This window comes from Rahnella sp. ChDrAdgB13 (assembly GCF_017655185.1).
Lineage (GTDB): Bacteria > Pseudomonadota > Gammaproteobacteria > Enterobacterales > Enterobacteriaceae > Rahnella > Rahnella contaminans.
Genome location: NZ_JAEMGT010000016.1, coordinates 1 through 26,162, shown reverse-complemented (window position 1 = coordinate 26,162; position 26,162 = coordinate 1). Strand labels below are relative to the sequence as shown.

28 protein-coding genes are annotated in these 26,162 nt (G+C 53.4%); 24 read left to right on the top strand and 4 right to left on the bottom strand.

Annotation, left to right across the window (positions count from 1 at the left end):
• Positions 1 to 495: 495 nt before the first annotated feature.
• The 18 genes from J8X26_RS06050 to dkgB all read left to right on the top strand — a co-directional run bounded on the left by J8X26_RS06050 (position 496) and on the right by dkgB (position 15,695).
• The gene (locus tag J8X26_RS06050; protein WP_208950434.1) at positions 496 to 1,221 is read left to right on the top strand and encodes a beta-ketoacyl synthase chain length factor; all 726 of its coding nucleotides are present in this window, start codon (positions 496 to 498) and stop codon (positions 1,219 to 1,221) included.
• Between the two features lie 17 nt (positions 1,222 to 1,238).
• Positions 1,239 to 2,033 carry a 1-acyl-sn-glycerol-3-phosphate acyltransferase gene (locus tag J8X26_RS06045; protein WP_235937328.1) on the top strand — a complete coding sequence of 265 codons (795 nt, stop codon included), beginning with the start codon at positions 1,239 to 1,241 and terminating at the stop codon, positions 2,031 to 2,033.
• 3 nt (positions 2,034 to 2,036) lie between these two features.
• Complete coding sequence (locus J8X26_RS06040) at positions 2,037 to 2,294, top strand: phosphopantetheine-binding protein (RefSeq protein ID WP_208950433.1); 258 nt, start codon at positions 2,037 to 2,039, stop codon at positions 2,292 to 2,294.
• Positions 2,295 to 2,304: 10 nt separating this feature from the next.
• Positions 2,305 to 2,559 (top strand): acyl carrier protein, encoded by a 255-nt coding sequence (locus J8X26_RS06035; protein ID WP_152324699.1) that lies wholly within the window; start codon positions 2,305 to 2,307, stop codon positions 2,557 to 2,559.
• 5 nt (positions 2,560 to 2,564) lie between these two features.
• Entirely contained in the window at positions 2,565 to 3,155 is a 591-nt protein-coding gene (locus J8X26_RS06030; protein ID WP_208950432.1) for a hypothetical protein, read from the top strand.
• Complete coding sequence (locus tag J8X26_RS06025) at positions 3,122 to 4,501, top strand: AMP-binding protein (RefSeq protein WP_244370373.1); 1,380 nt, start codon at positions 3,122 to 3,124, stop codon at positions 4,499 to 4,501. Before J8X26_RS06030 ends, J8X26_RS06025 begins: the two co-directional genes overlap by 34 nt.
• Complete coding sequence (locus J8X26_RS06020; RefSeq protein ID WP_152324697.1) at positions 4,498 to 4,842, top strand: 3-hydroxyacyl-ACP dehydratase FabZ family protein; 345 nt, start codon at positions 4,498 to 4,500, stop codon at positions 4,840 to 4,842. The genes J8X26_RS06025 and J8X26_RS06020 overlap by 4 nt, the downstream gene beginning before the upstream one ends.
• Entirely contained in the window at positions 4,833 to 6,560 is a 1,728-nt protein-coding gene (locus J8X26_RS06015) for a glycosyltransferase (protein ID WP_208950431.1), read from the top strand. The genes J8X26_RS06020 and J8X26_RS06015 overlap by 10 nt, the downstream gene beginning before the upstream one ends.
• Before the next feature lies 1 nt (position 6,561).
• The gene (locus J8X26_RS06010) at positions 6,562 to 7,005 is read left to right on the top strand and encodes a thioesterase family protein (protein WP_152324695.1); all 444 of its coding nucleotides are present in this window, start codon (positions 6,562 to 6,564) and stop codon (positions 7,003 to 7,005) included.
• Positions 7,002 to 7,607: an outer membrane lipoprotein carrier protein LolA gene (locus tag J8X26_RS06005; RefSeq protein ID WP_152324694.1), complete on the top strand. Its 606-nt coding sequence runs from the start codon at positions 7,002 to 7,004 to the stop codon at positions 7,605 to 7,607. The genes J8X26_RS06010 and J8X26_RS06005 overlap by 4 nt, the downstream gene beginning before the upstream one ends.
• On the top strand, positions 7,597 to 9,903 hold the full coding sequence (locus J8X26_RS06000; protein ID WP_208950430.1) for an MMPL family transporter: 2,307 nt from the start codon (positions 7,597 to 7,599) through the stop codon (positions 9,901 to 9,903). The genes J8X26_RS06005 and J8X26_RS06000 overlap by 11 nt, the downstream gene beginning before the upstream one ends.
• Positions 9,900 to 10,475, top strand: coding sequence for a DUF3261 domain-containing protein (locus J8X26_RS05995; protein ID WP_208950429.1), 576 nt, complete (start codon positions 9,900 to 9,902; stop codon positions 10,473 to 10,475). The genes J8X26_RS06000 and J8X26_RS05995 overlap by 4 nt, the downstream gene beginning before the upstream one ends.
• Before the next feature lies 1 nt (position 10,476).
• On the top strand, positions 10,477 to 11,649 hold the full coding sequence (locus J8X26_RS05990) for a beta-ketoacyl-[acyl-carrier-protein] synthase family protein (protein WP_208950428.1): 1,173 nt from the start codon (positions 10,477 to 10,479) through the stop codon (positions 11,647 to 11,649).
• Complete coding sequence (locus J8X26_RS05985) at positions 11,646 to 12,125, top strand: hotdog family protein (protein WP_165058634.1); 480 nt, start codon at positions 11,646 to 11,648, stop codon at positions 12,123 to 12,125. Before J8X26_RS05990 ends, J8X26_RS05985 begins: the two co-directional genes overlap by 4 nt.
• Positions 12,122 to 12,853 (top strand): 3-ketoacyl-ACP reductase FabG2, encoded by a 732-nt coding sequence (locus J8X26_RS05980; protein ID WP_208950427.1) that lies wholly within the window; start codon positions 12,122 to 12,124, stop codon positions 12,851 to 12,853. Before J8X26_RS05985 ends, J8X26_RS05980 begins: the two co-directional genes overlap by 4 nt.
• Entirely contained in the window at positions 12,850 to 14,079 is a 1,230-nt protein-coding gene (locus J8X26_RS05975; RefSeq protein WP_152324688.1) for a beta-ketoacyl-ACP synthase, read from the top strand. Before J8X26_RS05980 ends, J8X26_RS05975 begins: the two co-directional genes overlap by 4 nt.
• Positions 14,080 to 14,781, top strand: coding sequence for a 4'-phosphopantetheinyl transferase superfamily protein (locus tag J8X26_RS05970; RefSeq protein ID WP_208950426.1), 702 nt, complete (start codon positions 14,080 to 14,082; stop codon positions 14,779 to 14,781).
• Positions 14,782 to 14,891: 110 nt separating this feature from the next.
• Positions 14,892 to 15,695: a 2,5-didehydrogluconate reductase DkgB gene (dkgB, locus tag J8X26_RS05965; RefSeq protein WP_152324740.1), complete on the top strand. Its 804-nt coding sequence runs from the start codon at positions 14,892 to 14,894 to the stop codon at positions 15,693 to 15,695.
• A 376-nt stretch (positions 15,696 to 16,071) separates the two neighbouring features.
• On the opposite strand, the gene yafC is transcribed toward dkgB, so the two are convergent.
• Entirely contained in the window at positions 16,072 to 16,968 is an 897-nt protein-coding gene (gene yafC, locus J8X26_RS05960; protein WP_208950425.1) for a DNA-binding transcriptional regulator YafC, read from the bottom strand.
• 107 nt (positions 16,969 to 17,075) lie between these two features.
• On the opposite strand from yafC, the gene J8X26_RS05955 reads away from it, so the two are divergent.
• Together J8X26_RS05955 and J8X26_RS05950 are read left to right on the top strand one after the other, a co-directional pair.
• Positions 17,076 to 18,251, top strand: a complete 1,176-nt coding sequence (locus J8X26_RS05955) for an MFS transporter (protein ID WP_208950424.1) — start codon at positions 17,076 to 17,078, stop codon at positions 18,249 to 18,251.
• 193 nt (positions 18,252 to 18,444) lie between these two features.
• Positions 18,445 to 19,245: an endonuclease/exonuclease/phosphatase family protein gene (locus J8X26_RS05950; RefSeq protein WP_208950423.1), complete on the top strand. Its 801-nt coding sequence runs from the start codon at positions 18,445 to 18,447 to the stop codon at positions 19,243 to 19,245.
• A gap of 102 nt (positions 19,246 to 19,347) precedes the next feature.
• On the opposite strand, the gene mltD is transcribed toward J8X26_RS05950, so the two are convergent.
• A complete protein-coding gene (mltD, locus tag J8X26_RS05945) occupies positions 19,348 to 20,733 on the bottom strand; it encodes a murein transglycosylase D (RefSeq protein ID WP_165058626.1) in 1,386 nt (461 codons plus the stop codon).
• A 69-nt stretch (positions 20,734 to 20,802) separates the two neighbouring features.
• Positions 20,803 to 21,558: a hydroxyacylglutathione hydrolase gene (gloB, locus tag J8X26_RS05940; protein WP_152324682.1), complete on the bottom strand. Its 756-nt coding sequence runs from the start codon at positions 21,556 to 21,558 to the stop codon at positions 20,803 to 20,805.
• A 43-nt stretch (positions 21,559 to 21,601) separates the two neighbouring features.
• On the opposite strand from gloB, the gene J8X26_RS05935 reads away from it, so the two are divergent.
• Entirely contained in the window at positions 21,602 to 22,327 is a 726-nt protein-coding gene (locus J8X26_RS05935; protein WP_152324681.1) for a methyltransferase domain-containing protein, read from the top strand.
• A gap of 21 nt (positions 22,328 to 22,348) precedes the next feature.
• Here J8X26_RS05935 and rnhA read toward each other — a convergent pair whose 3' ends face one another.
• Positions 22,349 to 22,816 carry a ribonuclease HI gene (gene rnhA / locus J8X26_RS05930; RefSeq protein WP_101079833.1) on the bottom strand — a complete coding sequence of 156 codons (468 nt, stop codon included), beginning with the start codon at positions 22,814 to 22,816 and terminating at the stop codon, positions 22,349 to 22,351.
• A gap of 271 nt (positions 22,817 to 23,087) precedes the next feature.
• On the opposite strand from rnhA, the gene aguB reads away from it, so the two are divergent.
• The 3 genes from aguB (at position 23,088) to dnaQ (ending at position 25,951) form a co-directional block, all read left to right on the top strand.
• A complete protein-coding gene (gene aguB / locus J8X26_RS05925; RefSeq protein ID WP_152324680.1) occupies positions 23,088 to 23,972 on the top strand; it encodes an N-carbamoylputrescine amidase in 885 nt (294 codons plus the stop codon).
• Positions 23,973 to 23,975: 3 nt separating this feature from the next.
• Positions 23,976 to 25,061 carry an agmatine deiminase gene (aguA, locus tag J8X26_RS05920; protein ID WP_208950422.1) on the top strand — a complete coding sequence of 362 codons (1,086 nt, stop codon included), beginning with the start codon at positions 23,976 to 23,978 and terminating at the stop codon, positions 25,059 to 25,061.
• Positions 25,062 to 25,213: 152 nt separating this feature from the next.
• Positions 25,214 to 25,951, top strand: coding sequence for a DNA polymerase III subunit epsilon (gene dnaQ / locus J8X26_RS05915; protein WP_208950421.1), 738 nt, complete (start codon positions 25,214 to 25,216; stop codon positions 25,949 to 25,951).
• Positions 25,952 to 26,162: the final 211 nt, after the last annotated feature.

Genomic DNA, 26,162 nt, shown 5'->3' with positions numbered 1-26,162 from the left:
CCTGCCTGTCACGCAGGGGGTCGCGGGTTCGAGCCCCGTCCGTTCCGCCACTAATTGCATAGACCCTGAATCGAAAGATTCAGGGTTTTTTGCATTTTTAAAATCTGTAAAAAATCGGGTGTTAAACGTACTGGATTTCTTATTTAAAGATTTTTTATCGGGTTGAAAACTCTGTGTGATATTTTAAATCAATCGATTAACTTTCTGTTGAAGATTAATCTATATAATCACTGTTCTTATTTTATGAGAATAATAATATTTTCCCAATTTAACCCATTATAATGTCGCTGACTTTAATTTCATAAAAATCCCAAATGCTATTTCCCACTATAAAATTAAGATTTATCAGATATGTATTCTGGTCGGTAATATCTAAATTGTTGTAAAAATAACTAAAACACATCATTCAGCGCAATAGCCTGTCAGATTACTGATGCAACTTTTAATAAAATATCATAAAGTCTTAATTCGGAAGATTCGCGAAGATTAATCATTATGAAATTCTCACTGGATATACTTGACTGGCAGGCGGTTGCTCCTGGTATCAATAATTGTGCCGATTGGATCCAATGGGCGCAATGGTCCGGTGTGGATGCATTTTCAGGTGAAATCCCAAAGAGCGCGCAGATCCCAATGATGGCTGCGCGTCGTATGAGTATCGGAAGTCGTTTTGCCGTCGATGCCGGTTTGTCCTTACTTACGAAACATCAGGTTGATGCCGCAATTTTTACCAGCCGCCACGGTGAACTTGAGAGAACGGGGCGTATTTTACATGCGCTTGCAGAAGACGACGCTATTTCCCCCACCGAATTTTCGATGTCTGTCCATAATACCGCCGCTGGCTGGTTAACCATTATCAGTAAAAATACACTGCCGGTGACCTCACTGGCCGCCGGTACGGACAGTTTTCAGCAAGGTCTGCTGGAAGCGCAATCTATGCTGGCAAGCGGTGCTTCGCGCGTCATGCTGGTCGATTTTGATGGCGAAATTCCCTCCCTTTATGCTGAATCGGTAAATTCCGAGTTTCTGCCTTACGCGATGGCAATAATATTGGCGGATGGCGATACTTTGCAGTGCCAGCGCATTTCAAAAAACGGCGAAATCGATCCGCTTGCTCTTTCGCAGGGTTTGCAATTCCTGCGGGGTTATCTGTCCTCATCACGTTCATTTATTGTCAGTGCTGATAGTCGCCATCACTGGCAATGGACGCGTGCATTGTGAGGAAAGAATCTGCCTTAATGGAAGACGTTTCCTCTTTGCCGGACCGGATGTGGCGATGGTCTGTTACAGGCATGTTTTTTGCGCTTTTCGGAATTGGCGGACTGCTGCTTTCTTTGTTCTGGTTTACTCTGTTGCGGTTAATCATACGTCAGCCGGAAAAATTGCATCGGATGACACTGAACAGCATTCGTAATAGCTTTCGACTTTTCCTCGGAGGATTACGACTTTTTGGTGTGATGGATTACAGGTTCGTCGGCGATGAAAAGTTTCAGGAGGATACCGGATGCCTGATTGTTGCGAACCATCCCAGCCTTCTTGATTATGTCATTCTGGCTTCACGAATGCCGCGCTGTGATTGCATCGTCAAACAGGCGTTGCTGAAGAACCCATTTTTGGCCGGCGTCATCAAAGCAGCCGGATATCTGGTGAACTCAGGGTCTGATGAGTTGCTTCAGGCTTGTGAGGCGCGCCTCAAGGCCGGTGGAACGTTGCTGGTCTTCCCTGAAGGGACGCGTTCTTTGCCTGAGAAACCGATAACGCTACAGCGTGGTGCAGCAAATATCGCGCTGAGAGCCGGTTGTGATGTACGGATTGTTCATATTTCCTGCCAGCCACCCATGCTGACCAAACAGGGGAAATGGTACGAAATTCCGCGGGTAAAACCTCAGTTTGTCATCACGGTTGCCGATAAGGTAAAGGCTGAGGATTTTTTTGATGAACAGGATCTTTCGCCTGCGTTGGCAGCAAGGCGTCTGACACAGCATTTGCGCTCTGAACTGATGCACGGTAATACTCAAAATAACGAGAAATAAGTCATGGATTCATTAAGTAACGACATTAAAGAACTTATCATCGCGACGCTCAATCTGGAAGGAATGACGCCAGACGAGATAGATACGCAAGCGCCTCTTTTTGGCGACGGGTTGGGGCTGGATTCTATTGATGCCCTAGAATTAGGCCTGGCATTGAAAAAGCATTACGGAGTGATCCTTTCGGCTGAAAGTCAGGAAATGCGTGAGCATTTTTATTCCGTTGAAAGTCTTAGCCAGTTTATATCAGTTCAGCGTGGTTAAAGAGATTCCTATGCAGAAGCAAGAAATTTATCAGCAGATTAGCGCGTTATTAATCAAGCTGTTTGAAATTGATGAAAGTGATATCAGCCCTGATGCCAAACTTTACGAAGATTTGGAATTAGACAGTATTGACGCTGTGGATTTGGTTGTTCATCTGCAGAAATCGACGGGCAGAAAAATTAAACCTGAAATGTTCAAATCAGTACGAACCGTTCAGGATGTTGTTGATGCCATCGATGAATTACTTAACACGCCAGCGCAATAGTTGCTGTGTCTGAAACCCGGCGCTTTTCCCTTCAGCTTGTCGCAGCGTCCGCTCGCTGGGCAATGCCCGTGGCGATTATTGCTTATCCGGTAGCGGTCTGGTGTGGCTTAAAAAATTGGGGAATGAGTATTCTTGCTCCCCTTCTGATTATTGCGTTTATTCTGCGGTTGCTCACCTTTCGCGGAAAATTAAATCAGCTCACTTTTTTCGGTAAAGCGATGGCCGTCGCTGGCATTGTGCTGGTCATCACCAGCGTTTTACTGCGCGAAACGTCGATGCTGTTGTATTACCCGGTGGCGGTGAATTTCCTGCTTCTGAGCCTGTTTTTTAGTTCATTGTTCGCCCGGCAATCACTGGTTGAGCGCCTTGCCCGGCTGAACGAGCCCGACTTACCGCCCGAAGGGGTTGTCTATACGCGACGCGTGACACAAGTCTGGTGCCTGTTTTTTGTTTGTAATGGATCTTTTGCTTTATATACCTGCCTGAAAGGCGATGTGTCTTTGTGGGCGCTTTACAACGGCGGGATCAGTTATCTGCTGATTGGTTTATTAATGGGTATTGAATGGATAGTCAGAAAGCGTCTGCGCAAGCCGTGACGCTGCCAATGTGCCAATGGCTGGGCACGGAAAGAGCAGACGATCATCTGGTTGCCTGGAGTGCAACCCGTGAGTACAGGCAGCGCGACTTCCGTCGGGATGTCGCGACGCTGTTTGCCAGTGTCAGTGTGACTCCCTGTTCGCGCTGGGCGCTGTGTCTGGAAGATAACTATTCGTTCGCTGTGGCTTTACTGGCCGTTCTTTACAGCGGGAAAACACCTGTTTTGCCCGGACATTTTCGTCAGGCTCAGCTCTCTGAGCAATGCGATGAATTCGATGCGCTGATTACCGATCTGCCGTTGCAGCTCAATTGTCCTGTTCTCCGCTTCCCGTTTGTTACCCTTGAACCGCTTTCCGTTTTACCTGCATTTCCGGAAAATGCATCGCTCGTCCTCTTCACGTCCGGATCAACCGGAAAACCGCAGAAGATTATCAAACCAGTCTCTTGTCTTGAACGTGAAAGCCAGTGGCTCAGTGCGCAATGGGGCGCAGAACTGGCCGGTTCCCGGTTCGTCGCCACGGTCGCGCCTCATCATATGTACGGCCTGAGCTTTGCGTTCATGTTGCCGCTGTCACTTGGCCTGCCGTTTGCGGCCACCAGCGTCCAGTATCATGAGCAGCTGCATTCACTCGCAGTAAAAACCCCGCTGGCGTTTGTCAGCAGCCCGGCCTTTCTCAAACGTCTGGACTCCACATTAGCGCCGGTCACGCTGCGTGCAGTTTTTTCCGCAGGCGGCCCTCTGGAAAGCGATGCGGCGCAATCAGTGAAAGCAACATGCAGTTGCCTGCCCACAGAGATTTATGGCACCACCGAAAGTGGCGTTATCGCATTTCGCCAGCAAACCCGGCCTGGCGAAGCCTGGGCGTTGTTCGACAACGTAGATTTACGCCCTCAGCCCGATGGCAACATTGCAGTGATTTCTCCGATTATTCCGCAGCCGGAAGGCATTGCTCTTAGTGATGAGATAAAACTGTCGTCTGACGGTTCACGTCATTTTGATCTTCTGGGCCGTAAAGATCGGATCGTTAAAATTGCTGAACAGCGGATCTCGCTGGATGAAATTGAGCAACGCTTGTGTGCGCTCGATCTTCTGGCTGACGCCTGCGTTCTGACGCTCGAAAAACAGGGCAGGGTTTCGGTTGCGGCATTGATTGTACTGACCCCGGTGGGCGATGCGCTGTTGCAGGTCGAAAACCGCAATGTCCTGTTTGGGCAGATCCGCCATGCTTTGCGGGAATGGGTATCTCCGGTGTCACTGCCGCGATACTGGCGTATTGTTCCGGCGATCCCTCTCAATCAGCAAGGTAAGCGCGCAGCCGCTGAATTACAGGAAATGTTCTTATGATGAAGCCTGAAGTCCTGAGCATGCATAAAAGCAGCGACACCAGCCTGATCCTCGAGTTGCGACTCTCAGCGGATTTATTCTGGTTTCGCGGGCACTTTCCCACGTATCCGCTGCTTCCGGGGGTCACGCAGGTGAACTGGGTGATGGAGTATGCGGGGGAGATTTTACGGCTGGATAAGGCTTTTTCAGGGATGGAAGTGGTGAAGTTTCAACGGCCACTTTTGCCGGATGAAACTGTCAGTCTGCACATTGACTGGCTGAAAGAAAAACACCGGCTGGTTTTCCGCTATGCCCTAGGCGAAACCATTGCCAGCAGTGGAAAAATCACATTATGTCCGTAATATCCTCAGCGCTGTTTTCGCCCTGTCTGATTATCCCGTGTTACAACCACGGGCCGATGATGGCCGGTGTGCTGGATAAACTCCGGTCTCTCGGATTGCCGTGCATTGTGGTTGATGATGGCAGCGAGGCGCAAACTGCGGATGAATTAAAGCGTCTGGCGCAGATCACGCCGTGGATGAGCCTGACGCGCCTGTCGCCGAATCAGGGAAAAGGTGCCGCCGTCATGGCCGCCTTACGGCTGGCTGCGGAAAAAGGGTTTACCCACGCCATGCAGGTTGACGCAGACGGTCAGCACCAGCTTTCCGACGTTCCTCTCATGCTGGAGGAAGCGCGAAAACACCCGGATTGCCTGATCTCCGGTCAGCCGGTGTATGACGAAAGTGTGCCGAAATCGCGCCTTTATGGCCGTTATGTCACGCATTTTTGGGTCTGGGTCGAAACCCTGTCATTTTCCCTCAAAGACAGCATGTGCGGATTTCGCGTTTATCCTTTGCAGGCTTGCCTGAGTCTGATTGACAAACAGCCACTGGGTTTACGCATGGATTTCGATACCGAAATCATGGTGCGGCTTTACTGGCAGGGGACGCGCAGCCGTTTCCTGCCGACGCGCGTCACATACCCGAAAGACGGCGTTTCGCATTTTGATGCGGTGAAAGACAACATTAAAATCTCGTGGATGCACACCCGCCTGTTCTTCGGCATGTTGCCGCGCATTCTTTTTTTGCTGCGCCAGAGACAAACGCAGCAAAGCGATCCGCACTGGTCGGTAACGCGCGAACGTAAAGGGCTGTGGGGCATTCGTCTGATGCTGAAGATTTATCGCGTGCTGGGCTACCGCGCTTTCCAGTTACTGCTTTATCCGGTGATTGGTTACTTCTGGCTGACGGGTGGAAAACAGCGCAAGGCGTCGGCCGCGTGGCTTGAACGCGTCCGCGACGTTGCAGCTCAGCGCAAAATCGCGTTGCCTTATCCGTTAAGTACATTCCGGCATTTCATGCGGTTTGGCGAATCGATGCTGAGCAAACTGGCGAGCTGGCAGGGCGATAAAACTCTGAATGATGCGGTGCTGGTGAATCCCGACGTCTGCGAAGCGCATATTGCCTCCGGGCACGGCACGCTGATCCTCGCCTCGCATCTTGGCGACATCGAATCCTGCCGTGCTATTGGTGCGCTGAATCACCGGATCACCGTGAATGCGCTGGTTTTCACCGAACATGCCGAACGGTTTAATCAGGTGATGAAAGAAATTAACCCGCAGGCGCTTGTGAATCTGATTCAGGTGAGCCAGATGGGGCCGGACACCGCCATGTTATTGCAGGAAAAACTCGATGCCGGCGAATGGGTGGCAATTGTGGGCGACAGAACGTCCGCCAGCCGTCATCAGCGCGGTGAGCATTCCCGCGTCATCTGGAGTGATTTTCTCGGTAAACCGGCGGCTTTCCCACAGGGACCTTTTATTCTGGCCGCCGCCCTGAAAGCGCCGGTGATGCTGATGTTTGGCATCAGACAGGAACGGCGTCTGCATATTTACTGTGAATCTTTTGCCGATCCGCTGATTCTGCCCCGCGCAAATCGTCTGCCTGCATTGCAGGAAACCGTCGACCGCTACGCTGCGCGCCTTGAATATTACAGCCTGCTGGCGCCTCACGACTGGTTCAATTTTTATGATTTCTGGCAGCATCCCGCAGATGACGCCTCTGACAGGAAACCTGACTGATATGACTTCCAAACTTGATCCGCGCTTTAACGACCCGCGCTTTTCCACCGTGGTGGAAATCACCGTGCCTTTTCATGATGCCGATGCCATGGGCGTTGTCTGGCATGGCAATTATTTCCGTTATCTCGAAGTTGCGCGCGAGCAATTGCTGAAACAGTTCGATTATGGCTATCGTCAGATGGAAGCCTCCGGTTATGTGTGGCCGATCGTGGATACGCGCGTGAAATATATTGCGCCCGTCCTGTTCGAACAGCGCATTGCCGTTCACGCGCAGCTGGAAGAAATCGAAAATCGTCTGCGTATCGGCTATCAGATCTATGATATTGAAACCGGAAAACGGACAACGACGGGTTACACGTTACAGGTCGCCGTGGATGCTGAGACCAAAGAGATGTGTTTTGTCTCGCCGCAGGTTCTTTTCGATAAAACCGGAGTTAGCCTGTGAAATCACTTCTGTTTGTTTTACTCGCCGCGTTCAGCGTTGCTGCCCAGGCCGTGACGCTCGATGATTTGCAGCAGCGCTTCAGCCAGGTACCGGTGTTGCGCGCTGAATTCGCCCAGCAGAGAACCATTAGCGGGATGGCTCAGCCGCTGAACTCCGGCGGAAATTTACTGATTGCGCAAAAACAGGGGCTTTGGTGGCAGCAGGAAAAACCGTTCCCTCTGACGTTACTTCTGACGGAAACCCGCATGGTGCAAATCATGGCGGGCCAGCAGCCGCAGGTGATTACGGCCAGCAATAATCCGCAGATGTTCCAGTTCAACTCCCTGCTGAGCGCGCTGTTTCATGCAGACCGCCGCGTGCTGGAAGAAAACTTCACGCTGGATTTCGCAGATAAAGGGCAGGGCGCCTGGACGCTGGTGCTGGTGCCAAAAGTCTCGCCGCTGAACCGCCTTTTCCGCCGCATCACACTCAACGGGGAAACCTTCCTGAACAAGATTGATATCGATGATATGCAGGGCGACGCGACGCATATCCGTTTCTTTAACCAAAAAACGACGCCCGCTGAACTGACTGACGCCGAGAAACGCCATTTTGCATCCTGATCTTCACCGCCGGCTGGCGCAAATCTGGCTGCTGATTATTGTGTTGCTCATCGCCGCGCTGGTCTGGTTACTCCCGCGCAGCCAGATTAACAGCAGCGTGCTGGCGCTTTTGCCGCAGCAACAGACGGCGGGTCTTCCTCCGGCGATTTCTGACGGCTTTACTCAGCGGCTTGACCGCCAGTTAATGTGGCTGGTCAGCCCGCCGGAAGGCGCGGGAACAAAACCTCTTGAAGACTGGCTGAAACAGCTGCGATCGCTTCCTGCGCTGAGTCAGGTGGAAGGGCCGATGGATGAGGCGCGTCAGCAGGAATGGGGCGCGTTCTTTTTCAGGCATCGTAATGCTTTGCTTGATGACGCCACCCGTCAGCGCCTGAACGCCGGTGCTGAACAGCAAAGCCAGTGGATCATGGGGCAGGTTTATTCCGCCTTTGCCGGTGTCAGCGGAAAAGAGCTGGCTAACGACCCTCTGTTGCTGGTGCGTGCCTCACAAATGGCGCAGCAGCAAAGCAGCGGCGGCATGAGCCTCGATCAGGGCTGGCTGATGACGCGAGATCCGCAAGGGCGCAGCTGGTATTTACTTCACGGCGAGCTGAATACGTCGTCCTATGACATCACCAGCGCGAAGCACACTGTCGCTGAGCTGAATGCGGCGAGGCACGTTTTTGAAGCGCGCTGGCCGGGCGCGAAAGTGCTTGAGCGCGGTACGATTTTTTACAGCAATTATGCCAGCCAGCAGGCTGAACATGATTTATCTACCATTGGCGCGGCTTCGGTTATCGGCGTCTTTCTGCTGATTTTACTGATGTTCCGCTCCGCGCTGCCGTTACTGCTCAGCCTGCTTTCAATCGGTATTGGCGCGCTGTCGGGCACGGTATTTACCCTGTGGGTCTTCGGTGAAATACACGTGATGACGCTGGTGCTGAGCGCCAGCATTGTCGGGATTTCTGCCGACTACACCCTCTACTTCCTCACTGAACGCCGCGTTCACGGTGAAACCAGCACGCCGCTCGAAAGCCTGAAAAAGCTGTTCCCGGCGTTGTCTGCTGCGCTGCTGACAACGGTCGCGGCTTACCTGATGCTGCTGATTGCGCCGTTCCCCGGTCTGCAACAGCTGGCGGTTTTTGCCGCCGCCGGGCTGAGCGCCGCCTGTATCACCGTCATGTGCTGGTATCCGTATTTATCGGCGCATTTGCCGGTCGGTCCGACGCCCGGGCTGGCGCTGATATTGAAATGGTTGCTGGCATGGCGCAGCCGTAAACCGGTTCGAATCGGGCTGCCGGTTTTGATTTTCATGCTGGCGGCGGGCGGAATTTATCAGCTTAAAATCAATGACGATATTGCCGATTTACAAACGCTGCCGGCAGATTTACAGCAGCAGGAACAACAGATTGCCGCGCTGACCGGACAAACCAACGATCAGAAATGGTTGATCGTTTACGGCGATACGGCGGAGCAGACGCTTCAGCGTCTTGAAGCTTTGCGTCCAAAACTGGAGCAGGCGAAAACGGATGGCGTGATTGCCGGTTACCGCGCGCTCAGCCTGCCGTCGCAATTACAGCAACAAAAAGATCTCTCGTTACTCCGCCAGCGTGCGCCGCAGATTATTGCGCAGTTGCAGCAGTCAGGGGTTTCAGTCGCCATGCCGGATCTCAACCCGCAAACGGTTGATGTCCCGCTCTGGTTAAACAGCGTGGTCAGTCAGGGCTGGCGCTTACTGTGGTTGTCTTTGCCGGACGGACGCAGCGCGACGTTAATCCCGGTCAATGGCGTTCACGACACCGCTGCCGTAGCGGCGCTGGCGGCGGCGTCTCCGGGAACCGGCTGGATTGACCGCAAGTCTGAATTCAGTGAGCTGTTTTCTCAGTACCGCGTTTACCTCACTTATCTGCTCGGGCTGGCGGTGGCGGTGATTGCCGCGATTTATCTCTGGCGTTTCCGTCTGCCGCACGGGCTGATTTGTCTGGTGCCGACGCTGCTTTCGCTGGGAATGGGCATCGCCGCGCTCGGTTACAGCGGTCACCATCTCAACCTGTTTTCATTGCTGGCGCTGATTCTGGTTCTGGGGATTGGCATCAACTACACCCTGTTTTTCACCAATCCGCGCGGCACGCCGACTACTTCGATGTTTGCCATTTTTATGGCTGTCGCGACCACGTTGCTGACGTTCGGTATGCTGGTATTCAGCTCCACGCAGGCGATCAGCAGCTTTGGCATTGTGCTGAGTTCCGGCATATTGACGGCGTTTTTACTTTCGCCGCTGACGTTGCCCGCTAAAAAAAGAGGACGTAAGAAATGATCCGCTTCACGCTGCCGGTTCTGGCACTGCTGATTTTGATGTCTGGCGGCTGCGCCTCGCGCCCTTCAGCCCAAACGCTGCCTCAGGCGTGGCTGAAACCGGGCGTACAGGTGAAATTACCCGCGCCGGTGCTGGCAGCACCGGTCAGTCAGCAGCAATTGCTAACGGCAACGGTCAACGGAAAACAGCAGTCTTTGCTTGTGCTGCTTAACGCCGACGGCAACTCTCTACAGCTGGCGGGGCTCTCGCCATTGGGGATCCGTCTCTTTAAAGTGGTCTACGATCAAACCGGCATCCATACTGAACAGGCAATAAAGATTGAGGGTTTGCCTCCAGCAAATCAGGTTCTGGCCGATATTATGTTCAGCTACTGGCCGGTGGGAAGCTGGCAGCCGCTGTTGCCGCCGGGCTGGACGCTGAAAGACCAGCCTTTACGCCGTACGTTATCGGATGACAAAGGCAACGCGATCACCCGGATTGACTATCTGCCAGAAGGCAAATCACGACGGCCTGTTTCGATTACGCAGATGGCGTTCCATTACCAGATCACTATCCAGAATGTCGGTGAATAACATGATTTACTTTTCGGCCGTGGGCATGGTTAACGCGCTGGGAAACAACAACGCGCAGATTGCTGCCAGCCTGACGGCGGGTGTTTCACCGGGCATGTTTGTGCAGGAAGGCTGGCTGACGGAAAATCGCCCGGTCTGGCTGGGCGCTGTCACGGGCTATTTACCGCCGGTCCCGGAATCGCTTTCCGTGCACCGCAGCCGCAATAACCAGCTGCTGCTGGCCGCGCTGGCGCAAATTGAAACGCCGGTCAGCGAGGTTATTGCCCGCTATGGTCACGAACGCGTTGCGGTGATTATGGGCACCAGCACCTCCGGCATTGCCGAAGGGGAAGACGCGGTGCGCCATCTGCATCAGCAGGGGACTTTCCCGCAAGGCTATGACTATCAGCAGCAGGAACTCGGCGATCCTTCGCAATTTATGGCGGAACTGCTGGAGCTGACAGGACCGGCATACACGTTATCGACGGCGTGTTCATCCAGCGCGAAAGCCATTATCAGCGGGATGCGCCTGATTGAGTCCGGCCTGGCTGATGCGGCAATTGTCGGCGGGGCAGACAGCTTGTGTCGGATGCCGGTCAACGGTTTCAACAGCCTTGAGTCGTTCTCCCGTGGCCGCTGTACGCCCTTCGGACAGGATCGCGATGGCATTAATATTGGTGAAGCGGCGGCGCTGATTTTGCTGACGCGTGAACCGGCGGATGTCGCGTTGCTGGGCACCGGTGAGTCTTCCGATGCCTGGCATATGTCCGCGCCGCATCCGGAAGGGGCGGGCGCAGAGCGGGCAATCCGCATGGCGCTGCAACAGGCCGGACTTGAGCCAGAAAACGTCGGCTACATCAATGCGCACGGCACGGCAACACCGCTCAACGATCAGGTGGAATCGGCGGTGATCCACCGCGTATTCGGCAGCCAGATCCCGTGCAGCTCGACCAAACATCTTACCGGTCACACGCTGGGCGCCGCCGGTGCGACAGAAGCGGCGCTGAGCTGGCTTATTCTGACGCAAAATCTCAATCTGCCACCTCAGGATTTCAGTATTACGCCACGTGATGCCAGTCTGCCGGATATCCGGCTGGTTGATGCACCACAAAGGCTGGAACGTCCGGTCATCTTGTCCAACTCATTTGCCTTTGGTGGCAACAACGCCAGCATTGTGATCGGGAGGCCGTCATGAGCATTCTGACCGCCGCCGGTTATTTACCGCACGACACGCCGATGGTGTTGCTGGAAAACGTCGTCAGCGTAACGGAAGAAACCGCGATCTGTGACGTTGTCGTCTCACCTGACGGCGTGCTGGCGCCTTTTCTGAATGCACGCGGCGCATTGCCCGCCTGGTACGCCCTTGAACTTATTGCACAGACCATCGGCGTCTGGAGCGGCTGGCACGGTGCGCAATCCGGACAGCCCCCGCAGGTTGGCATGTTGCTGGGCGGCCGTGCGATAAAATGCAACGTGCCTGAATTTGTGGCAGGCAGTGAATTACTTATCAGCGTTTCAATGGTATTACGCGATGAAAAACTCGCGAGCTTTGAAGGTGTTATCAGTATTAAACAGGAAAAAGACAACCTTCAGGTTGCTCAGGGAAGGCTGAACACGTATCAGCCAGCAAAGGACGAACTTATTACGCTCACACAGGGGAAAAAGGAATGACGCGTTCGGTATTAGTGACCGGAGCCAGCAAAGGGATCGGTCAAGCGATCGCCTGCCAGCTGGCGACGGACGGCTTTGAGATTGTCGTTCACTATCACAGCGATAAAAGCGGGGCAGAGCACACGCTGCAACAAGTGCGGGCATCTGGCGGCAGAGGTCGCCTGATTCAGTTCGATATCAGCAACCGCCCGCAGTGCCGCGAAGTGATTGAGGCCGATATTGAAGCGCATGGCGCTTACTACGGCGTCGTCAATAATGCCGGTATGACCCGCGACGCCGCGTTTCCGGCGCTGACGGATGAAGACTGGGACGGTGTGATCCACACCAATCTCGACAGCTTCTACAACGTATTGCAGCCTTGCATCATGCCGATGATCGGTCTGCGCGCGGGCGGCCGCATTATCGCGTTGTCTTCGGTTTCCGGCTTGACGGGCAACCGCGGGCAGGTGAATTACAGCGCGGCTAAAGCCGGAATTATTGGCGCATGCAAAGCGCTGTCCCTGGAGCTGGCGAAACGCAAAATTACCGTCAACTGCATCGCGCCGGGGCTGATTGATACCGGCATGCTTGATATGGAAAAACCGGCGCTGGACGCTGCGATGAGCATGATCCCGCTGAAACGTATGGGCAGTGCGGAAGAAGTGGCCGGGCTGGCGAGCTATCTGATGTCCAACATCGCGGGGTATGTCACCCGTCAGGTGATCTCCATTAACGGAGGCATGGTATGACTCAGCGTGTTGTTATTACGGGTATGAAAGGCATCACGGCGTTCGGCAACCACTGGGATGACGTGAGTGCGCGTCTGCAACAGGGCAAAAATGCCGTCCGCCACATGGATGAATGGCTGATTTATCAGGGGCTCAATACCCATCTCGGCGCGCCCGTTGATGATTTCGAATTGCCTGCGCATTACACCCGAAAACGCATCCGCTCGATGGGGCGCGTTTCCCTGCTTTCGACCCGCGCCACCGAACTGGCGCTGGAACAGGCCGGTTTGCTGGATGATCCGATCCTGACCAACGGCGAAACGGGCATTGCTTTCGGTTCCTCCACCGGCAGCACCGGACCGGTCAGTGAATTCGCCACCATGCTGACGGAAAAACACACCAACAACATTACCGGCACGACGTATGTGCAGATGATGCCGCACACGACAGCGGTGAACGCCGGACTGTTTTTTGGCCTGAAAGGGCGGGTGATCCCGACGTCGAGCGCCTGTACGTCTGGCAGTCAGGCCATCGGCTATGCGTACGAAGCCATTAAGCACGGCTACCAGACCGTAATGGTGGCAGGCGGCGCAGAAGAACTTTGCCCGTCGGAAGCGGCGGTATTCGACACACTGTTTGCCACCAGCCAGCAAAACGATCGCCCGGAATTATCGCCGCGTCCGTTTGATTCGCAGCGCGATGGTCTGGTGATTGGCGAAGGTGCCGGGGCGTTAATTCTCGAATCGCTCGAACATGCGCAGGCGCGTGGCGCAAAGATTTACGCTGAAATCACAGGTTTCGCGACCAACTGCGACGCGGCGCATATCACCCAGCCGCAGCAATCCACCATGCAGATTTGCATTGAAAAAGCGCTGAAAAATGCCGGGATCCCGGCGGCTGAAATCGGGTATATCAGTGCGCACGGCACGGCAACTGACCGTGGCGATATTGCTGAAAGCCATGCAACGGCTGCCGTGTTTGGCAATCAGACGCCGATTTCGTCGCTGAAAAGTTATTTCGGTCATACGCTGGGTGCCTGCGGCGCGCTCGAAGCCTGGATGTCGCTGGAAATGATGCGTGAAGACCGCTTTGTGCCGACCATTAACCTGACTCAGCCAGATCCGCTTTGCGGCGATCTGGACTACATCATGGGGGAATCGCGTCATATTCAGACCGAATTTATCCAGTCGAACAACTTTGCGTTTGGCGGCATTAACACGTCGCTGGTTTTCCGCCGCTGGCCGTAAATGACCAATTCTGCGCGCATTATCACCGCGTCGCTGGACGACACTTTTCCGCTGTCACGGCTGCCCGCAGAACTGCTGGCGGAAAGTGAAAACCTGCATCCTGCCCGCCGCCAGCAATGGCGTGCGGGCAGGGCGCTGCTGGCCGAAGCGTTGTTTGCTTTCAGCGGACAGGAAATGCTGCCAGAAATGCAAATTTCCGCGCGGGGTAAACCGTCTTTTACCGATCCTTCATTGCCCCATTTTTCCCTCAGTCACAGCGTTAACAGCCTGCAACTGGTGCTGTGTGCCGCGGGAGAAACGGGCGGTGACGTCGAACAGATACGGCCACGGGCGCGGTATCTGGACGTGGCGAGGCAGGCATTCAGCGAAACCGAATTTTGCTGGCTGACGGAACAGGAAAACCCGCTAAATGCGTTCTGGCAATTATGGTGTCTGCGCGAAGCCTGGCTGAAACAGCAGGCCGGAAGCGTGTGGCAGATGGAACGGATCCGGCTGGATCCCGCTGCCGGGCAATTTTCCCCCGAATCCGCAACGGACAGCAAACTGTGGTGGGCCGCAGGAGAAACCGTAATGTCGGCAATGGCATTGCCTGCCTGCGTGACGACATGTGAAGAGTATACTTTCGATGCCCGCAACGGGTCGATTATCCCGCAGCTTATTCCGCGAAACCCCCGCCGCTGGTCTTGTTATTCGCTGGCCTGATTATTGTTTTTAAAGCAAAAGTCTTGTAGCAAACCTGTCGTTTTTATCCATGAAAAGCCGGTCCATACTCTCCCGCACTGCTGACCTTTTAAAAACAAAGAGAGAATATGATGAGCATTCCTGCATTCGGTTTGGGTACGTTCCGTCTGAAAGATGACGTGGTAAAAGCATCGGTGAAAACCGCAGTGGAACTGGGCTATCGCGCGATTGATACGGCGCAAATCTATGATAATGAAGCAGCGGTTGGCGACGCGCTGGCGGAAAGCGGCGTCCCGCGTGAAGAACTCTATATCACGACCAAAATCTGGATTGAAAACCTGGCGGCAGACAAGCTGATCGACAGCCTGAAAGAGAGCCTGTGCAAACTGAAAATGGATTATGTTGATCTGACGCTGATCCACTGGCCGTCTCCGGGACAGGCCGTCAGCGTGGCAGAAACGATGCAAGCGCTGGTGGAAGCGAAGAAAATGGGTCTGACCCGCGAAATAGGTATTTCCAATTTTACCGTCGCACTCATGCAGGAAGCGATCGACGCCGTCGGCGCTGATCAGATTGCGACCAACCAGATCGAACTTTCTCCGTTCCTGCAAAACCAGACCGTCGTCGATTTTGCCCGTGAAAACGGCATTGCGGTGACTTCCTACATGACGCTGGCTTACGGCGAAGCGTTGAAAGACGCGACGATTATCGCGATCGCCGAACGTCACAACGCCACGCCAGCGCAGATCGTTCTGGCCTGGGCGCTGCAACTGGGTTACGCGGTGATCCCGTCATCGACGAAACGTGAAAACCTGGCGAGCAACCTGCTGGCGCAGAAACTGGTATTGTCCGATGCCGACATGCAGGAGATTGCTGCGCTTGAGAAAAATGGACGATTAGTCAGCCCTGAGGGCCTGGCGCCAGCATGGGATTGAGCACCTTCCGGTGAGCTGGCGGTGCTGGACGGAGATGATTTCGGTTTCTCAAGAACAGTGATCACCCGGCTTTTCAACACGCGCTGTCGCTCGAACGATGGACATGTTCTTGAGAAAGCCTCTGGCCGCTTCAGAAAGTTAGCTGAGTGAGTGTTTCGAGACCCCAGGCTCGAAGACCGAAACGAAGGTACCGCGCAGCGGCAATAGCATGAGTTTCTGAAACATAGCCAGCGAGCGACAGCGCGCAGTTAAAAAACGCAGGATTCCAAAGGGTTTCGTTTAAAACCCTTTGGGCCAGTTTGGGCGGCGAGCCCAAGGTCTTGACCTGATTGAAGCGATCACTGCACGTGAGAAACCGAAACTCTCTCGATCAGGATTAACTCTGGGCTTGCCCTAATTTTTCGCTCAGAAAATCGATAAAACACCGAATCCTCGTACTCACCGTCTGATCACTGTAGTAAACCGCATGCAACGGCATCGCAATCCGCATGACATCCGGTACCAGCAACTTCACCAGATCGCCGCGATGTACATCCTCGTCAGTCATGAAATCAGACAAACAGGCGATACCGTTTCCCTGCAAACACAGTCTGCGCAGGGTTTCGCCGCTGCCTGAGCTGATAAACGGTGTGACCGTCAGTTGCTGGCCGTCAGCACACAGCAGCGGCCATTTGTTCAGTGCGACCACTTCGTTAAAGCCCAGGCAACGGTGTTTCAGCAGCTCATCGGCGGTTTTGGGCGTGCCCCATTTTTTAAGATATTCCGGCGACGCCAGTACGTTCCGGTGGCTCAGCATCAGTTTTCGTGCCCGCAGGCTGGAATCTTCCAGTTCCCCTACCCGGATTGCCACGTCCACTTTATGGTCGATCAGGTTGATGTTGCTCTCGGACGAAAACAGCGCCAGCGACATCTTCGGGAAACGTTCGGTAAATTCAGCCACCAGCGGAGAAATGACGTGCAGGATCACCGGCGTTGCGGCGTCGACGCGCAACAGACCCTGCGGATCGTCACGATTCTCCAGCAGATCGTCTTCGGCTGCCGCCATTTCATGCAGGATTTTTTGCACACGGACGAAATAGCGCTCACCTTCGTGCGTCAGGTTGATCTGACGCGTGGTGCGGTTGAGCAGGGTGATGCCCAGTTTTTGCTCCAGACGTTTCAGCGTCCTGCTGACCACAGAATTATCCTGCCCCAGCTGTTCTGCCGCGCGGCTGAAACTGCCACTTTCCACTACCGTGACAAAAGTGATCAACTCTTCAGAACTGGCTCGCATTGTTGTTACTCCAGCATAAATGATTTGATACTTTGGTTATTTCTGTCATTTAAGCACAAGCCGATAATAGCCGCCATCAAATCGAAATTCATTGTGGAGTAAAGGTTATGCCGCTTGCACTATTAGCACTGACCATCAGTGCGTTTGCTATAGGAACGACAGAGTTCGTCATCGTGGGCCTGGTGCCGACAATCGCCGAACAGCTGGGCGTCAGCGTCCCGTCAGCGGGTTTACTGGTATCTATTTACGCACTCGGCGTGGCGATTGGCGCACCGGTGCTGACGGCGCTGACAGGGCGTGTACCGCGTAAAGCGCTGCTCATCGGCCTGATGGTGCTGTTCACGCTGGGCAATCTGCTGGCGTGGCAGTCACCGAATTACAACACGCTGGTCATCGCGCGTTTGCTGACCGGGCTGGCGCATGGCGTGTTCTTCTCGATTGGCTCGACGATTGCCACCAGTCTGGTGTCAAAAGAAAAAGCCGCTTCGGCCATTGCGCTGATGTTCGGCGGGCTGACCGTGGCACTGGTCACCGGCGTGCCGTTGGGGACATTTATCGGGCAGCATTTTGGCTGGCGTGAGACGTTCCTCGCGGTATCAATGATTGGCGTGATTGCCATTATTGCCAGCGCGATCCTGGTGCCAAACAACATCAAAAACAAACCGTCGGCGCGTATTTCCGATCAGGTTAAAGTGCTGATGAACCCGCGCCTGATGCTGATTTACGCCATCACCGCACTGGGCTACGGTGGCGTGTTCACTACATTTACGTTTCTTGCCCCGATGATGCAGGAGCAGGCCGGTTTCTCCGCCAGCATGGTGAGCTGGATCCTGCTTGCCTACGGCGTTTCAGTGGCCATCGGTAATATCTGGGGGGGAAAACTGGCTGACCGTCATGGTGCAGTCAAAGCGCTGACCATTATTTTCGCCGCCCTTGCCGCGCTGTTACTGATTTTCCAGTTCACTTCAGGTTTCGGTATTCCGGCGTTAATCACGCTACTGGTGATGGGGATTTTCGCCTTCGGCAATGTACCGGGATTGCAGGTTTATGTGGTGCAGAAAGCCGAAGAAGTGACGCCTAATGCCGTCGATGTGGCGTCTGGTCTGAACATTGCGGCGTTTAACGTCGGTATCGCCTTAGGTTCTGTGATTGGCGGGCAGGTGGTTTCCACGATAGGGCTGGCGCAAACACCGTGGATTGGCGCAGTGATTGTCCTCGGCGCGCTGCTGCTGATCCGCCTCAGTGGTCATCTGGACAGAAAGTTAAAACCTGCTGTTGCCTGAACTTAGCAACATTTACTCTCTGCACGGCTCGCCTCTGGCGGGCCGTTTTTGTTTTTATGCTAGCCTGTAGATGTGACCGGGTTGTATACCAATGTAAACAGATTTGGCCTCAGCGCCTGCGGGCGTATACTGAACTTTCGCTGTGAGAAACTCTCTCATATAGCATCGATACAACGGGTAACAGGCGATTAGCGTGCGGAAAAAAACATATGCAATGAGGTATGTCGCAGGTCAGCCCGCAGAGCAAATCTTCCCTGGGGTCCTCGCACATTTAGGGCCGGATTTGCCGCCGGGTGCTGCGCTACCCAATTCGAATACTTTGCGCGTCATGGTGTGGAATATCTTCAAACAGCAGCGGGCTGACTGGTTGTCAGTTCTGCGTGATTACGGTAAAGACGCGCAACTGGTGTTACTTCAGGAAGCGCAGACGACGCCAGAACTGATACGTTTTGCCACATCCAACTTTCTTGCGGCCGATCAGGTGCCGGCGTTTATGCTGCCTCAGCACCCCTCTGGCGTGATGACGCTGTCTGCGGCGCATCCGGTTTATTGCTGCCCGCTGCGTGAGCGTGAGCCGCTTCTGAGGCTGTCTAAATCGGCATTAGTGACAGTCTATCCGCTTCTGGACGGTCGTTTACTGATGGTGGTGAATATTCACGCGGTGAATTTCAGTATCGGTATCGACGTTTATAGTAAGCAGCTTGACCCGATTGGTGAGCAAATTGCCAACCACAAAGGGCCGGTGATTATGGCGGGGGATTTCAACGCCTGGAGCAAGCAACGCATCAATGCGCTGTTCGGCTTTGCGGGGAATATTCAACTGGAGGAAGTGCGTTTCCCCTCCGATTACCGCAAACGGGCATTCGGCAGGCCGCTGGACTTTATCTTCTACCGCGACCTGAGCGTGACCAGCGCATCGGTGATGGAAACACGCGCCTCAGATCATAACCCGTTGCGGGTGGAATTTATGGCCAGCAAACCGCTGACGTTGTAGCGCTTAATTTTTTCATCAAAAGAACCTCCGCCATAAAACGCAGATATAAAAAAAGCACCCGGAATGTTCAGGGTGCTTTTTTATTGCCGGTACCGGTCAGAATCAGGTATCAGGACTCATCTTGTTGCTGACGAACAACGTTAACTTGTTGCCCGGTTGCAGGTTGTCCGCATTCGTGTTCCAGCGCATCACATCTTTGATGTTGACGCCGTGACGTTTGGCAATGCTCGACAATGAATCGCCTTTACGCACCTGATAAGTGATGCTGCCACCGCTGACACTGGTATCGCTGACGCTGTTATCCGCCACTTGCAGGGTTTGCCCAACTTTTAACGCGCCTGCTGAGCGCAAATTGTTCCAACGCTGTAAATCACGGGTTTTCACATTCAGCCGGGCTGCAATGCTGGACAAGCTGTCGCCGGAGCGAACCTTGTACGCCTTTGCACCTGACGGAGTGTTGCTGGCCAGTTTCGTTTCCTGCACTGCGGCAATATCGCCATCAGCCAGAGAATCTTTCAACTGGTCGGCATGCGCCTTCGGCAGAACAATGTAATGCGGGCCATTCGGCGCGGTCACATTCTTCTTGTAGCCAGTGTTATACGATTTCAGCTTCGTCAGGGACATCCCGGCCATTTCAGCGGCCTGGGTCAACTGCATCTGCTGACCGACTTCAACACGCGCCAGGGCTCGGTCTTCACTCGGTTGCGGCAGGCTGATACCGTATTTCTTGCTGTGCTTTAAAATATCGCTCAGCGCTAACATCTTAGGCACGTAAATTGACGTTTCACGAGGAAGCGCCAGCGCCCAGAAGTCAGTCGAGCGGCCTTTCGCTTTATTAGCTTTCACCGCTTGCATCACGCGGCCTTCACCACTGTTGTACGCGGCAATGGTCAGTAACCAGTCACCACCAAACATTTTGTTCAGGCGTTGCATCATATCAAGCGCAGCGGTCGTCGACGCCACAACATCACGGCGTCCGTCATACCACTGGTTTTGTTTCAAACCATAGTTGCGACCCGTCTGTGGCACGATCTGCCACAACCCGGCAGCGTTAGCTGATGAGGTTGCTTTTGGGTCAAAAGCGCTCTCCACTATGGGTAGCAGTACCAGTTCCATCGGCATATTACGTTTCTTAATCTGCTCGGTGATCCAGTACATGTACGGCTCTGCCCGTAATGTTACATCGTGGAGATAGCTCTTATTTTTTAAATACTTAACTCTTTGTTCGCGGATCCGGGGGTTATCCGGAACCTTCATCTTCAGCTCGTCGCCTATGAAGTTCCACAGATTTTGTTGGGAGACGGCGTCGTTTCCATCCAACCATCCCCCAGAGGCCGCTCGGCCATCATCTGTGTACTGTCCTGCTTCACTTTGACTTGCCGAAGACAAACTCTGTGCATGTTGCTCGGGTACCTTCACGCCCTGCCTGGACGCCTGGCAACCTGTGAGCAACATGGAGGCGATTATTAGGATCGCGTTTGCCTTCATGTGTGTGTCATAGTTGCTTAAAAGACGAGCGATAATACTTTGCTTCGAAAAAAAACACAACCTTTGGGTCTAAAAGCTGTCCTTGAGTGCCCTTAAATGGGCGAAAACCTGTGAGCCTGTCTTTAAGGGATCGTTAAGGTTTAATTTGTTTTGTAAATCAACATCATCGCAGCGTAAAAAGACGTTAATTTTACGCTCAAGACCCAGGGTTGAAGGCAGGGAAGATTGTCCCTTTTCCCGCATTTGTTGCACTTTGTGCTCATGAGAATGAATATCATGATCCTCCGGTAAAATAGAGCGTGCAAACTTAAGATTTGAGAGAGTGTACTCGTGCGCCGCACAGACTAATGTTTCGTCAGGGAGCGCCGCTAACCGTTGAAACGACTGGTACATTTGCTCCGGCGTTCCTTCGAACAGACGGCCACAACCGGCGGAAAACATCGTGTCTCCGCAGAAAAGATAAGGTGCGCTATAGTATGAAATGTGACCAAGCGTGTGGCCGGGCGTAGCAAAGATCTGCCATTCCAGACCGCCAATTACCAATTTATCGCCGTTTTTAAGACTAATCTGACTAAATTTGTTCTCAGTTTCGTGAGGTCCGTACACTTTCAGACCCGGAAAATGGCCGGAAATTTCATTTACGCCGCCCACATGGTCGTGATGATGATGCGTCAGAAGGATGGCGGTAGGCGTTAAATTCGCCATTTTCAGTGCGGCTAAAACAGGCGCCGCTTCGCCGGGATCCACAATCAGACAATGGCCTTTCTGGTCATCGAGCATCCAAATGTAATTGTCCTGCAGGGCAGGAATACTGATAAGATTCATGGCAACCTCTCTTTGGCAACTGCTTGAAAGAAGATAATAAAATATGCGACCAGCCCGCGCCCGTAAGACCATTGTTGCACCGGCATCCTGGGAAGATATTCCCTGCGGCGACTATTACCGTGCCGCGCTTGAGCAACAACTGCAACCCTGGTGGGGAAAACTCTATGGTTTTCACCTGCTGAAAATCGGCGCATTAAGTGCCGAAATCAACGCGGAAGCGTGTCCTATCTCGCATCAGGTCAATTTCGCACCGGAAGGCGAAGGTCTGCATGTCAGGGGCGAACCCTACTATTTACCGTTCTCCGCGAAATCGGTCGATGCCTGTCTGCTGAGCCATACGCTGGCGTATGCTGATGACCCGCACCGCATACTGCGTGAAGTTGACCGCGTGCTGATTGATGACGGCTGGATGGTGCTGAGCAGCTTTAATCCGCTGAGTCTGTTAGGTATCGGGAAACTGATGCCGTTCTTTCGCAAACGTCAGCCCTACAGCAGCCGTCTGTTTACACAGATGCGGCTGCTCGACTGGCTGTCGCTACTCAATTACGAAGTGATGGTTCACCGGCGTTTTCATGTGCTGCCGTGGAAAAAGAATGGCGGCAAATTGCTGAGCACGCATCTGCCTGCGCTGGGCTGCATGACGTTAATTATCGCCCGCAAACGCACGTTCCCGCTGACGCCTACGGCGAAAAAAGTTCACGCGCAGAAACAGAAAATACAGCAGGCTGTCGGGGCGACAAAAAGCTATCGGGAAGAGCATCGGGACTGAGTGTGCCCGATGCGCGTCTGTTTAACTCTCTGCCTGATAACCCACATCTTCCAGCGTCGGATTGCCCGCCGCTTCTTTTGCCAGCACGTCGCAGCGTTCGTTCTCAGGATGACCTGCATGGCCTTTTACCCACATCCAGTTCAGCTGGTGAGTCTGAATTGCGGCATCAAGACGCTTCCATAAATCGACGTTTTTCACCGGTTTTTTATCCGCAGTTTTCCAGCCACGTTTTTTCCAGTTATGGATCCAGGTGGTAATGCCCTGGCGCACATACTGACTGTCGGTGCTTAACGTGACTTCGCACGGTGTGGAAAGGGCTTCGAGCGCAACAATGGCCGCCATCATTTCCATGCGGTTATTCGTGGTCAGGCGGAAACCCGCGCTGAACTCTTTTTCGTGTTGCTTATAGCGTAAAATTGCACCGAAACCGCCGGGGCCGGGGTTGCCGAGGCAGGAGCCGTCGGTGAAAATTTCTACCTGTTTGGTCATCTCTGGCAGGCTCTTTCATCAAATATAAAAACCAAGTCTGACATAAACCATCCTGCCGGGCACAGTAATATCTTGGGGTGCAACTGTCTGAAAGCGGGGTACTGAGGTACCTTTGTAACAGGTTTGACCGTCACTAATGACTCTTTTGGCTGGAGAGCGCTGTCTTTTGCAATATAATAGGAAAAGGCAGAGTGGCAGTTCAAAACTCTGAGTGAGTTCCGTCTTTCATGGTTTTTTCACTGCAAATTTTTCAATGCTTTAAGGATGTCTGATGAGAAATGTAACGGTTTCTGCAACACAAATGAGCTGCAGCTGGGATTTGGAAAAGAATATTGTTAATGCCGAAAAACTGGTTCGCGAGGCACATTCCAAGGGCGCGCAAGTCATTCTGATTCAGGAACTTTTTGCCGCACCGTACTTCTGTATCGATCAGAGCCCGGAACACTACGGCCTGGCGCAGGAACTGACTAACAGTCCGCTCATCCGTCATTTCTCAGCACTCGCCAAAGAACTGGAAGTGGTGCTGCCGCTGAGCTTCTTCGAGAAGTGCAACAACGCTTATTACAACTCGCTGGTCATGATTGATGCTGACGGCAGCGTGCTGGATGTTTACCGTAAAACACACATTCCGAACGGCCCTGCCTATCAGGAAAAACAATTCTTCATTCCCGGCGATACCGGTTTCAAAGTCTGGAATACGCGTTACGCGAAAATCGGCGTAGGGATCTGCTGGGATCAATGGTTCCCGGAAACCGCACGTTGCCTGGCCTTGCAGGGCGCGGAAATCATCTTCTATCCGACGGCGATTGGTTCAGAGCCAGCGTATCCGGAAATCGACAGCCAGCCACACTGGACCCGCGTTCAGCAAGGCCACGCAGCGGCTAACCTGGTGCCGGTGATTGCGTCGAACCGCATCGGTACGGAAAAGAGTAAATTCATTCCTGATTACGAAATGACCTTCTACGGTTCTTCATTCATTGCGGATCAGACCGGCGAACTGGTAGCTCAGGCCGGTAAAACAGAAGAAACCGTGCTGGTTCATACTTTTGATCTGGATGCGATTGCCGCGCAGCGCGCGTCATGGGGCCTGTTCCGCGACCGTCGTCCTGAAATGTATGGCGCTATCGCCACATCCGACGGTTCAACAAGGAAATAACTGATGTCTTCAATTGATATCAATCCTCAGGCTGAAGGTTTTGCGATGCCCGCTGAATGGGCACCGCAGCAGGCTGTCTGGATGATCTGGCCTTACCGTCAGGACAACTGGCGTTCAAACGGACGCCCTGCGCAACAGGCTTTTTCTGCCGTTGCGGCGGCTATTTCCAGCACAACGCCGGTCATTATGGCTGTCCCTGCTGCGGAAATGGAGAAGGCCCGTGGCCTGATGCCTTCGCAAATTACGCTGGTGGAAATGGAAAGTGACGACGCCTGGATGCGCGACACCGGCCCGACCATTGTGGCCAATGCAAAAGGCGAGCGTCTGGCGATCGACTGGACGTTTAATGCGTGGGGCGGTCTTAATGGCGGCCTGTATTCCAGCTGGGATCGTGACCAGCTCGTTGCCCGTCAGGTGGCGAACTATCATCACATACCTTACCTTTCCACAAGTCTGGTACTTGAGGGAGGTTCAATCCATGTCGATGGCGAAGGTACGCTGCTGACCACGGCGGAATGCCTGCTTAATCCCAACCGCAATCCGGATCTTTCGAAGTCAGAAATTGAAGCGAAATTGCAGGAATATCTGGGCGTTAAGAAAATCATCTGGCTTGAAGAAGGCGTGTTCAACGATGAAACCGACGGTCACATTGATAACATGTGCTGCTTTGTTCGTCCGGGTGAAGTAGCGCTCCACTGGACTGACGATCAGAACGACCCGCAGTACGCGCGTTCTGTTGCCGCTCTGAAAGTGCTGGAATCGACGAAAGATGCGCAGGGGCGCAGCCTGAAAGTCTGGAAAATGCCGTCGCCGCCGACGCTGTTTGCCAGCGCGGAAGAGACCATTGACGTGTTGCCGGGAACGGCGATTGAACGCCACGAAGGTAACCGCCTGGCGGCGTCTTACGTCAACTATCTCATCAGCAACCGGCACATTATCTTCCCGCTGCTGGATCCGCAAACGGATAAACAAGCCGAAGCGGTATTCGCTGAAATGTACCCTGATTTCAAAGTGACCGGCGTTCCGGCCCGCGAAATCCTGCTGGGCGGTGGCAACATTCACTGCATCACTCAGCAAATCCCCGCGTAAGATAAAATGCCCGTAGCGCGATGCTGCGGGCTCATCAACTTCTCCGGCGAAATGACTTAAGCCTCCACCTGATGGTACTCTGTGACGCATTCACGATGTCTCTATCGTCCGGGTTTCGTTTCAAAATGATCGGCAGGGTTGGGTAAATAACCATGGATTTACAAAACACATCTAACAGGATCGTCGTTCTCGATACCGAAACCACCGGTATGAACAAACTCGGCGTCCATTACGAAGGGCACCGGATTATCGAAATCGGTGCTGTTGAAGTAATTAACCGCCGTCTGACAGGGCGCAATTTCCACATTTATCTCAAACCCGATCGTCTGGTCGACCCTGAAGCTTTCGGCGTTCATGGGATCAGTGACGAATTCCTGGCCGACAAACCGGTGTTTGCCGACATTGCCGACGATTTTATCGAATACATTCGCGGTGCAGAATTAGTCATTCATAACGCAACGTTCGACATCGGCTTTATGGATTACGAGTTCGGCATGCTTGGCCGTAATCTGCCGAAAACCGAAACCTTCTGCAAAATCACCGACAGTCTGGCGATGGCGCGAAAGCTGTTTCCCGGCAAGCGTAACAACCTCGATGCCCTGAGCGATCGCTACCTGATCGACAACAGCAAACGAACGCTGCACGGCGCATTGCTCGACTCCGAAATTCTTTCAGAAGTTTATCTGATGATGACCGGCGGGCAGACCAGTATCAAATTCACTCACGAAGGTGAGCAGAATACCGGGGCAGACGGGTTGGGGATCCAGCGCGTGGCGCGTCCGGTGTCCGGGTTGAAAGTCATTACGGCTTCAGAGCAGGAGCTGGCGTGGCATGAAGAACGGTTAGATTTAGTGGTGAAAAAGGGCGGCAGCTGTTTATGGCGTTCGTGATGCGTATTTTCTGCAATTTGTATTGAAAATATCCGGTGTGTGGAAAAACTGTGCAGTCGGTAGAAAATATCAGGAAAAGCATTGACGTAATGGCGGGTATTCCTTAATATCCGCCTCGTTCTTAACCAGAACAAAACGCGGAGCGGTAGTTCAGTTGGTTAGAATACCTGCCTGTCACGCAGGGGGTCGCGGGTTCGAGCCCCGTCCGTTC

Excerpts from the sequence above, each read along its gene's own strand:
- J8X26_RS06050 (WP_208950434.1), top strand. The coding sequence starts at position 496 with ATGAAATTCTCACTGGATATACTTGACTGGCAGGCGGTTGCTCCTGGT.
- J8X26_RS06045 (WP_235937328.1), top strand. The coding sequence starts at position 1,239 with ATGGAAGACGTTTCCTCTTTGCCGGACCGGATGTGGCGATGGTCTGTT.
- J8X26_RS06040 (WP_208950433.1), top strand. The coding sequence starts at position 2,037 with ATGGATTCATTAAGTAACGACATTAAAGAACTTATCATCGCGACGCTC.
- J8X26_RS06035 (WP_152324699.1), top strand. The coding sequence starts at position 2,305 with ATGCAGAAGCAAGAAATTTATCAGCAGATTAGCGCGTTATTAATCAAG.
- J8X26_RS06025 (WP_244370373.1), top strand. The coding sequence starts at position 3,122 with ATGGATAGTCAGAAAGCGTCTGCGCAAGCCGTGACGCTGCCAATGTGC.
- J8X26_RS06020 (WP_152324697.1), top strand. The coding sequence starts at position 4,498 with ATGATGAAGCCTGAAGTCCTGAGCATGCATAAAAGCAGCGACACCAGC.
- J8X26_RS06015 (WP_208950431.1), top strand. The coding sequence starts at position 4,833 with ATGTCCGTAATATCCTCAGCGCTGTTTTCGCCCTGTCTGATTATCCCG.
- J8X26_RS06010 (WP_152324695.1), top strand. The coding sequence starts at position 6,562 with ATGACTTCCAAACTTGATCCGCGCTTTAACGACCCGCGCTTTTCCACC.
- J8X26_RS05995 (WP_208950429.1), top strand. The coding sequence starts at position 9,900 with ATGATCCGCTTCACGCTGCCGGTTCTGGCACTGCTGATTTTGATGTCT.
- J8X26_RS05990 (WP_208950428.1), top strand. The coding sequence starts at position 10,477 with ATGATTTACTTTTCGGCCGTGGGCATGGTTAACGCGCTGGGAAACAAC.
- J8X26_RS05985 (WP_165058634.1), top strand. The coding sequence starts at position 11,646 with ATGAGCATTCTGACCGCCGCCGGTTATTTACCGCACGACACGCCGATG.
- J8X26_RS05980 (WP_208950427.1), top strand. The coding sequence starts at position 12,122 with ATGACGCGTTCGGTATTAGTGACCGGAGCCAGCAAAGGGATCGGTCAA.
- J8X26_RS05975 (WP_152324688.1), top strand. The coding sequence starts at position 12,850 with ATGACTCAGCGTGTTGTTATTACGGGTATGAAAGGCATCACGGCGTTC.
- J8X26_RS05970 (WP_208950426.1), top strand. The coding sequence starts at position 14,080 with ATGACCAATTCTGCGCGCATTATCACCGCGTCGCTGGACGACACTTTT.
- dkgB (WP_152324740.1), top strand. The coding sequence starts at position 14,892 with ATGAGCATTCCTGCATTCGGTTTGGGTACGTTCCGTCTGAAAGATGAC.
- yafC (WP_208950425.1), bottom strand. The coding sequence starts at position 16,968 with ATGCGAGCCAGTTCTGAAGAGTTGATCACTTTTGTCACGGTAGTGGAA.
- J8X26_RS05955 (WP_208950424.1), top strand. The coding sequence starts at position 17,076 with ATGCCGCTTGCACTATTAGCACTGACCATCAGTGCGTTTGCTATAGGA.
- mltD (WP_165058626.1), bottom strand. The coding sequence starts at position 20,733 with ATGAAGGCAAACGCGATCCTAATAATCGCCTCCATGTTGCTCACAGGT.
- gloB (WP_152324682.1), bottom strand. The coding sequence starts at position 21,558 with ATGAATCTTATCAGTATTCCTGCCCTGCAGGACAATTACATTTGGATG.
- J8X26_RS05935 (WP_152324681.1), top strand. The coding sequence starts at position 21,602 with ATGCGACCAGCCCGCGCCCGTAAGACCATTGTTGCACCGGCATCCTGG.
- rnhA (WP_101079833.1), bottom strand. The coding sequence starts at position 22,816 with ATGACCAAACAGGTAGAAATTTTCACCGACGGCTCCTGCCTCGGCAAC.
- aguB (WP_152324680.1), top strand. The coding sequence starts at position 23,088 with ATGAGAAATGTAACGGTTTCTGCAACACAAATGAGCTGCAGCTGGGAT.
- aguA (WP_208950422.1), top strand. The coding sequence starts at position 23,976 with ATGTCTTCAATTGATATCAATCCTCAGGCTGAAGGTTTTGCGATGCCC.
- dnaQ (WP_208950421.1), top strand. The coding sequence starts at position 25,214 with ATGGATTTACAAAACACATCTAACAGGATCGTCGTTCTCGATACCGAA.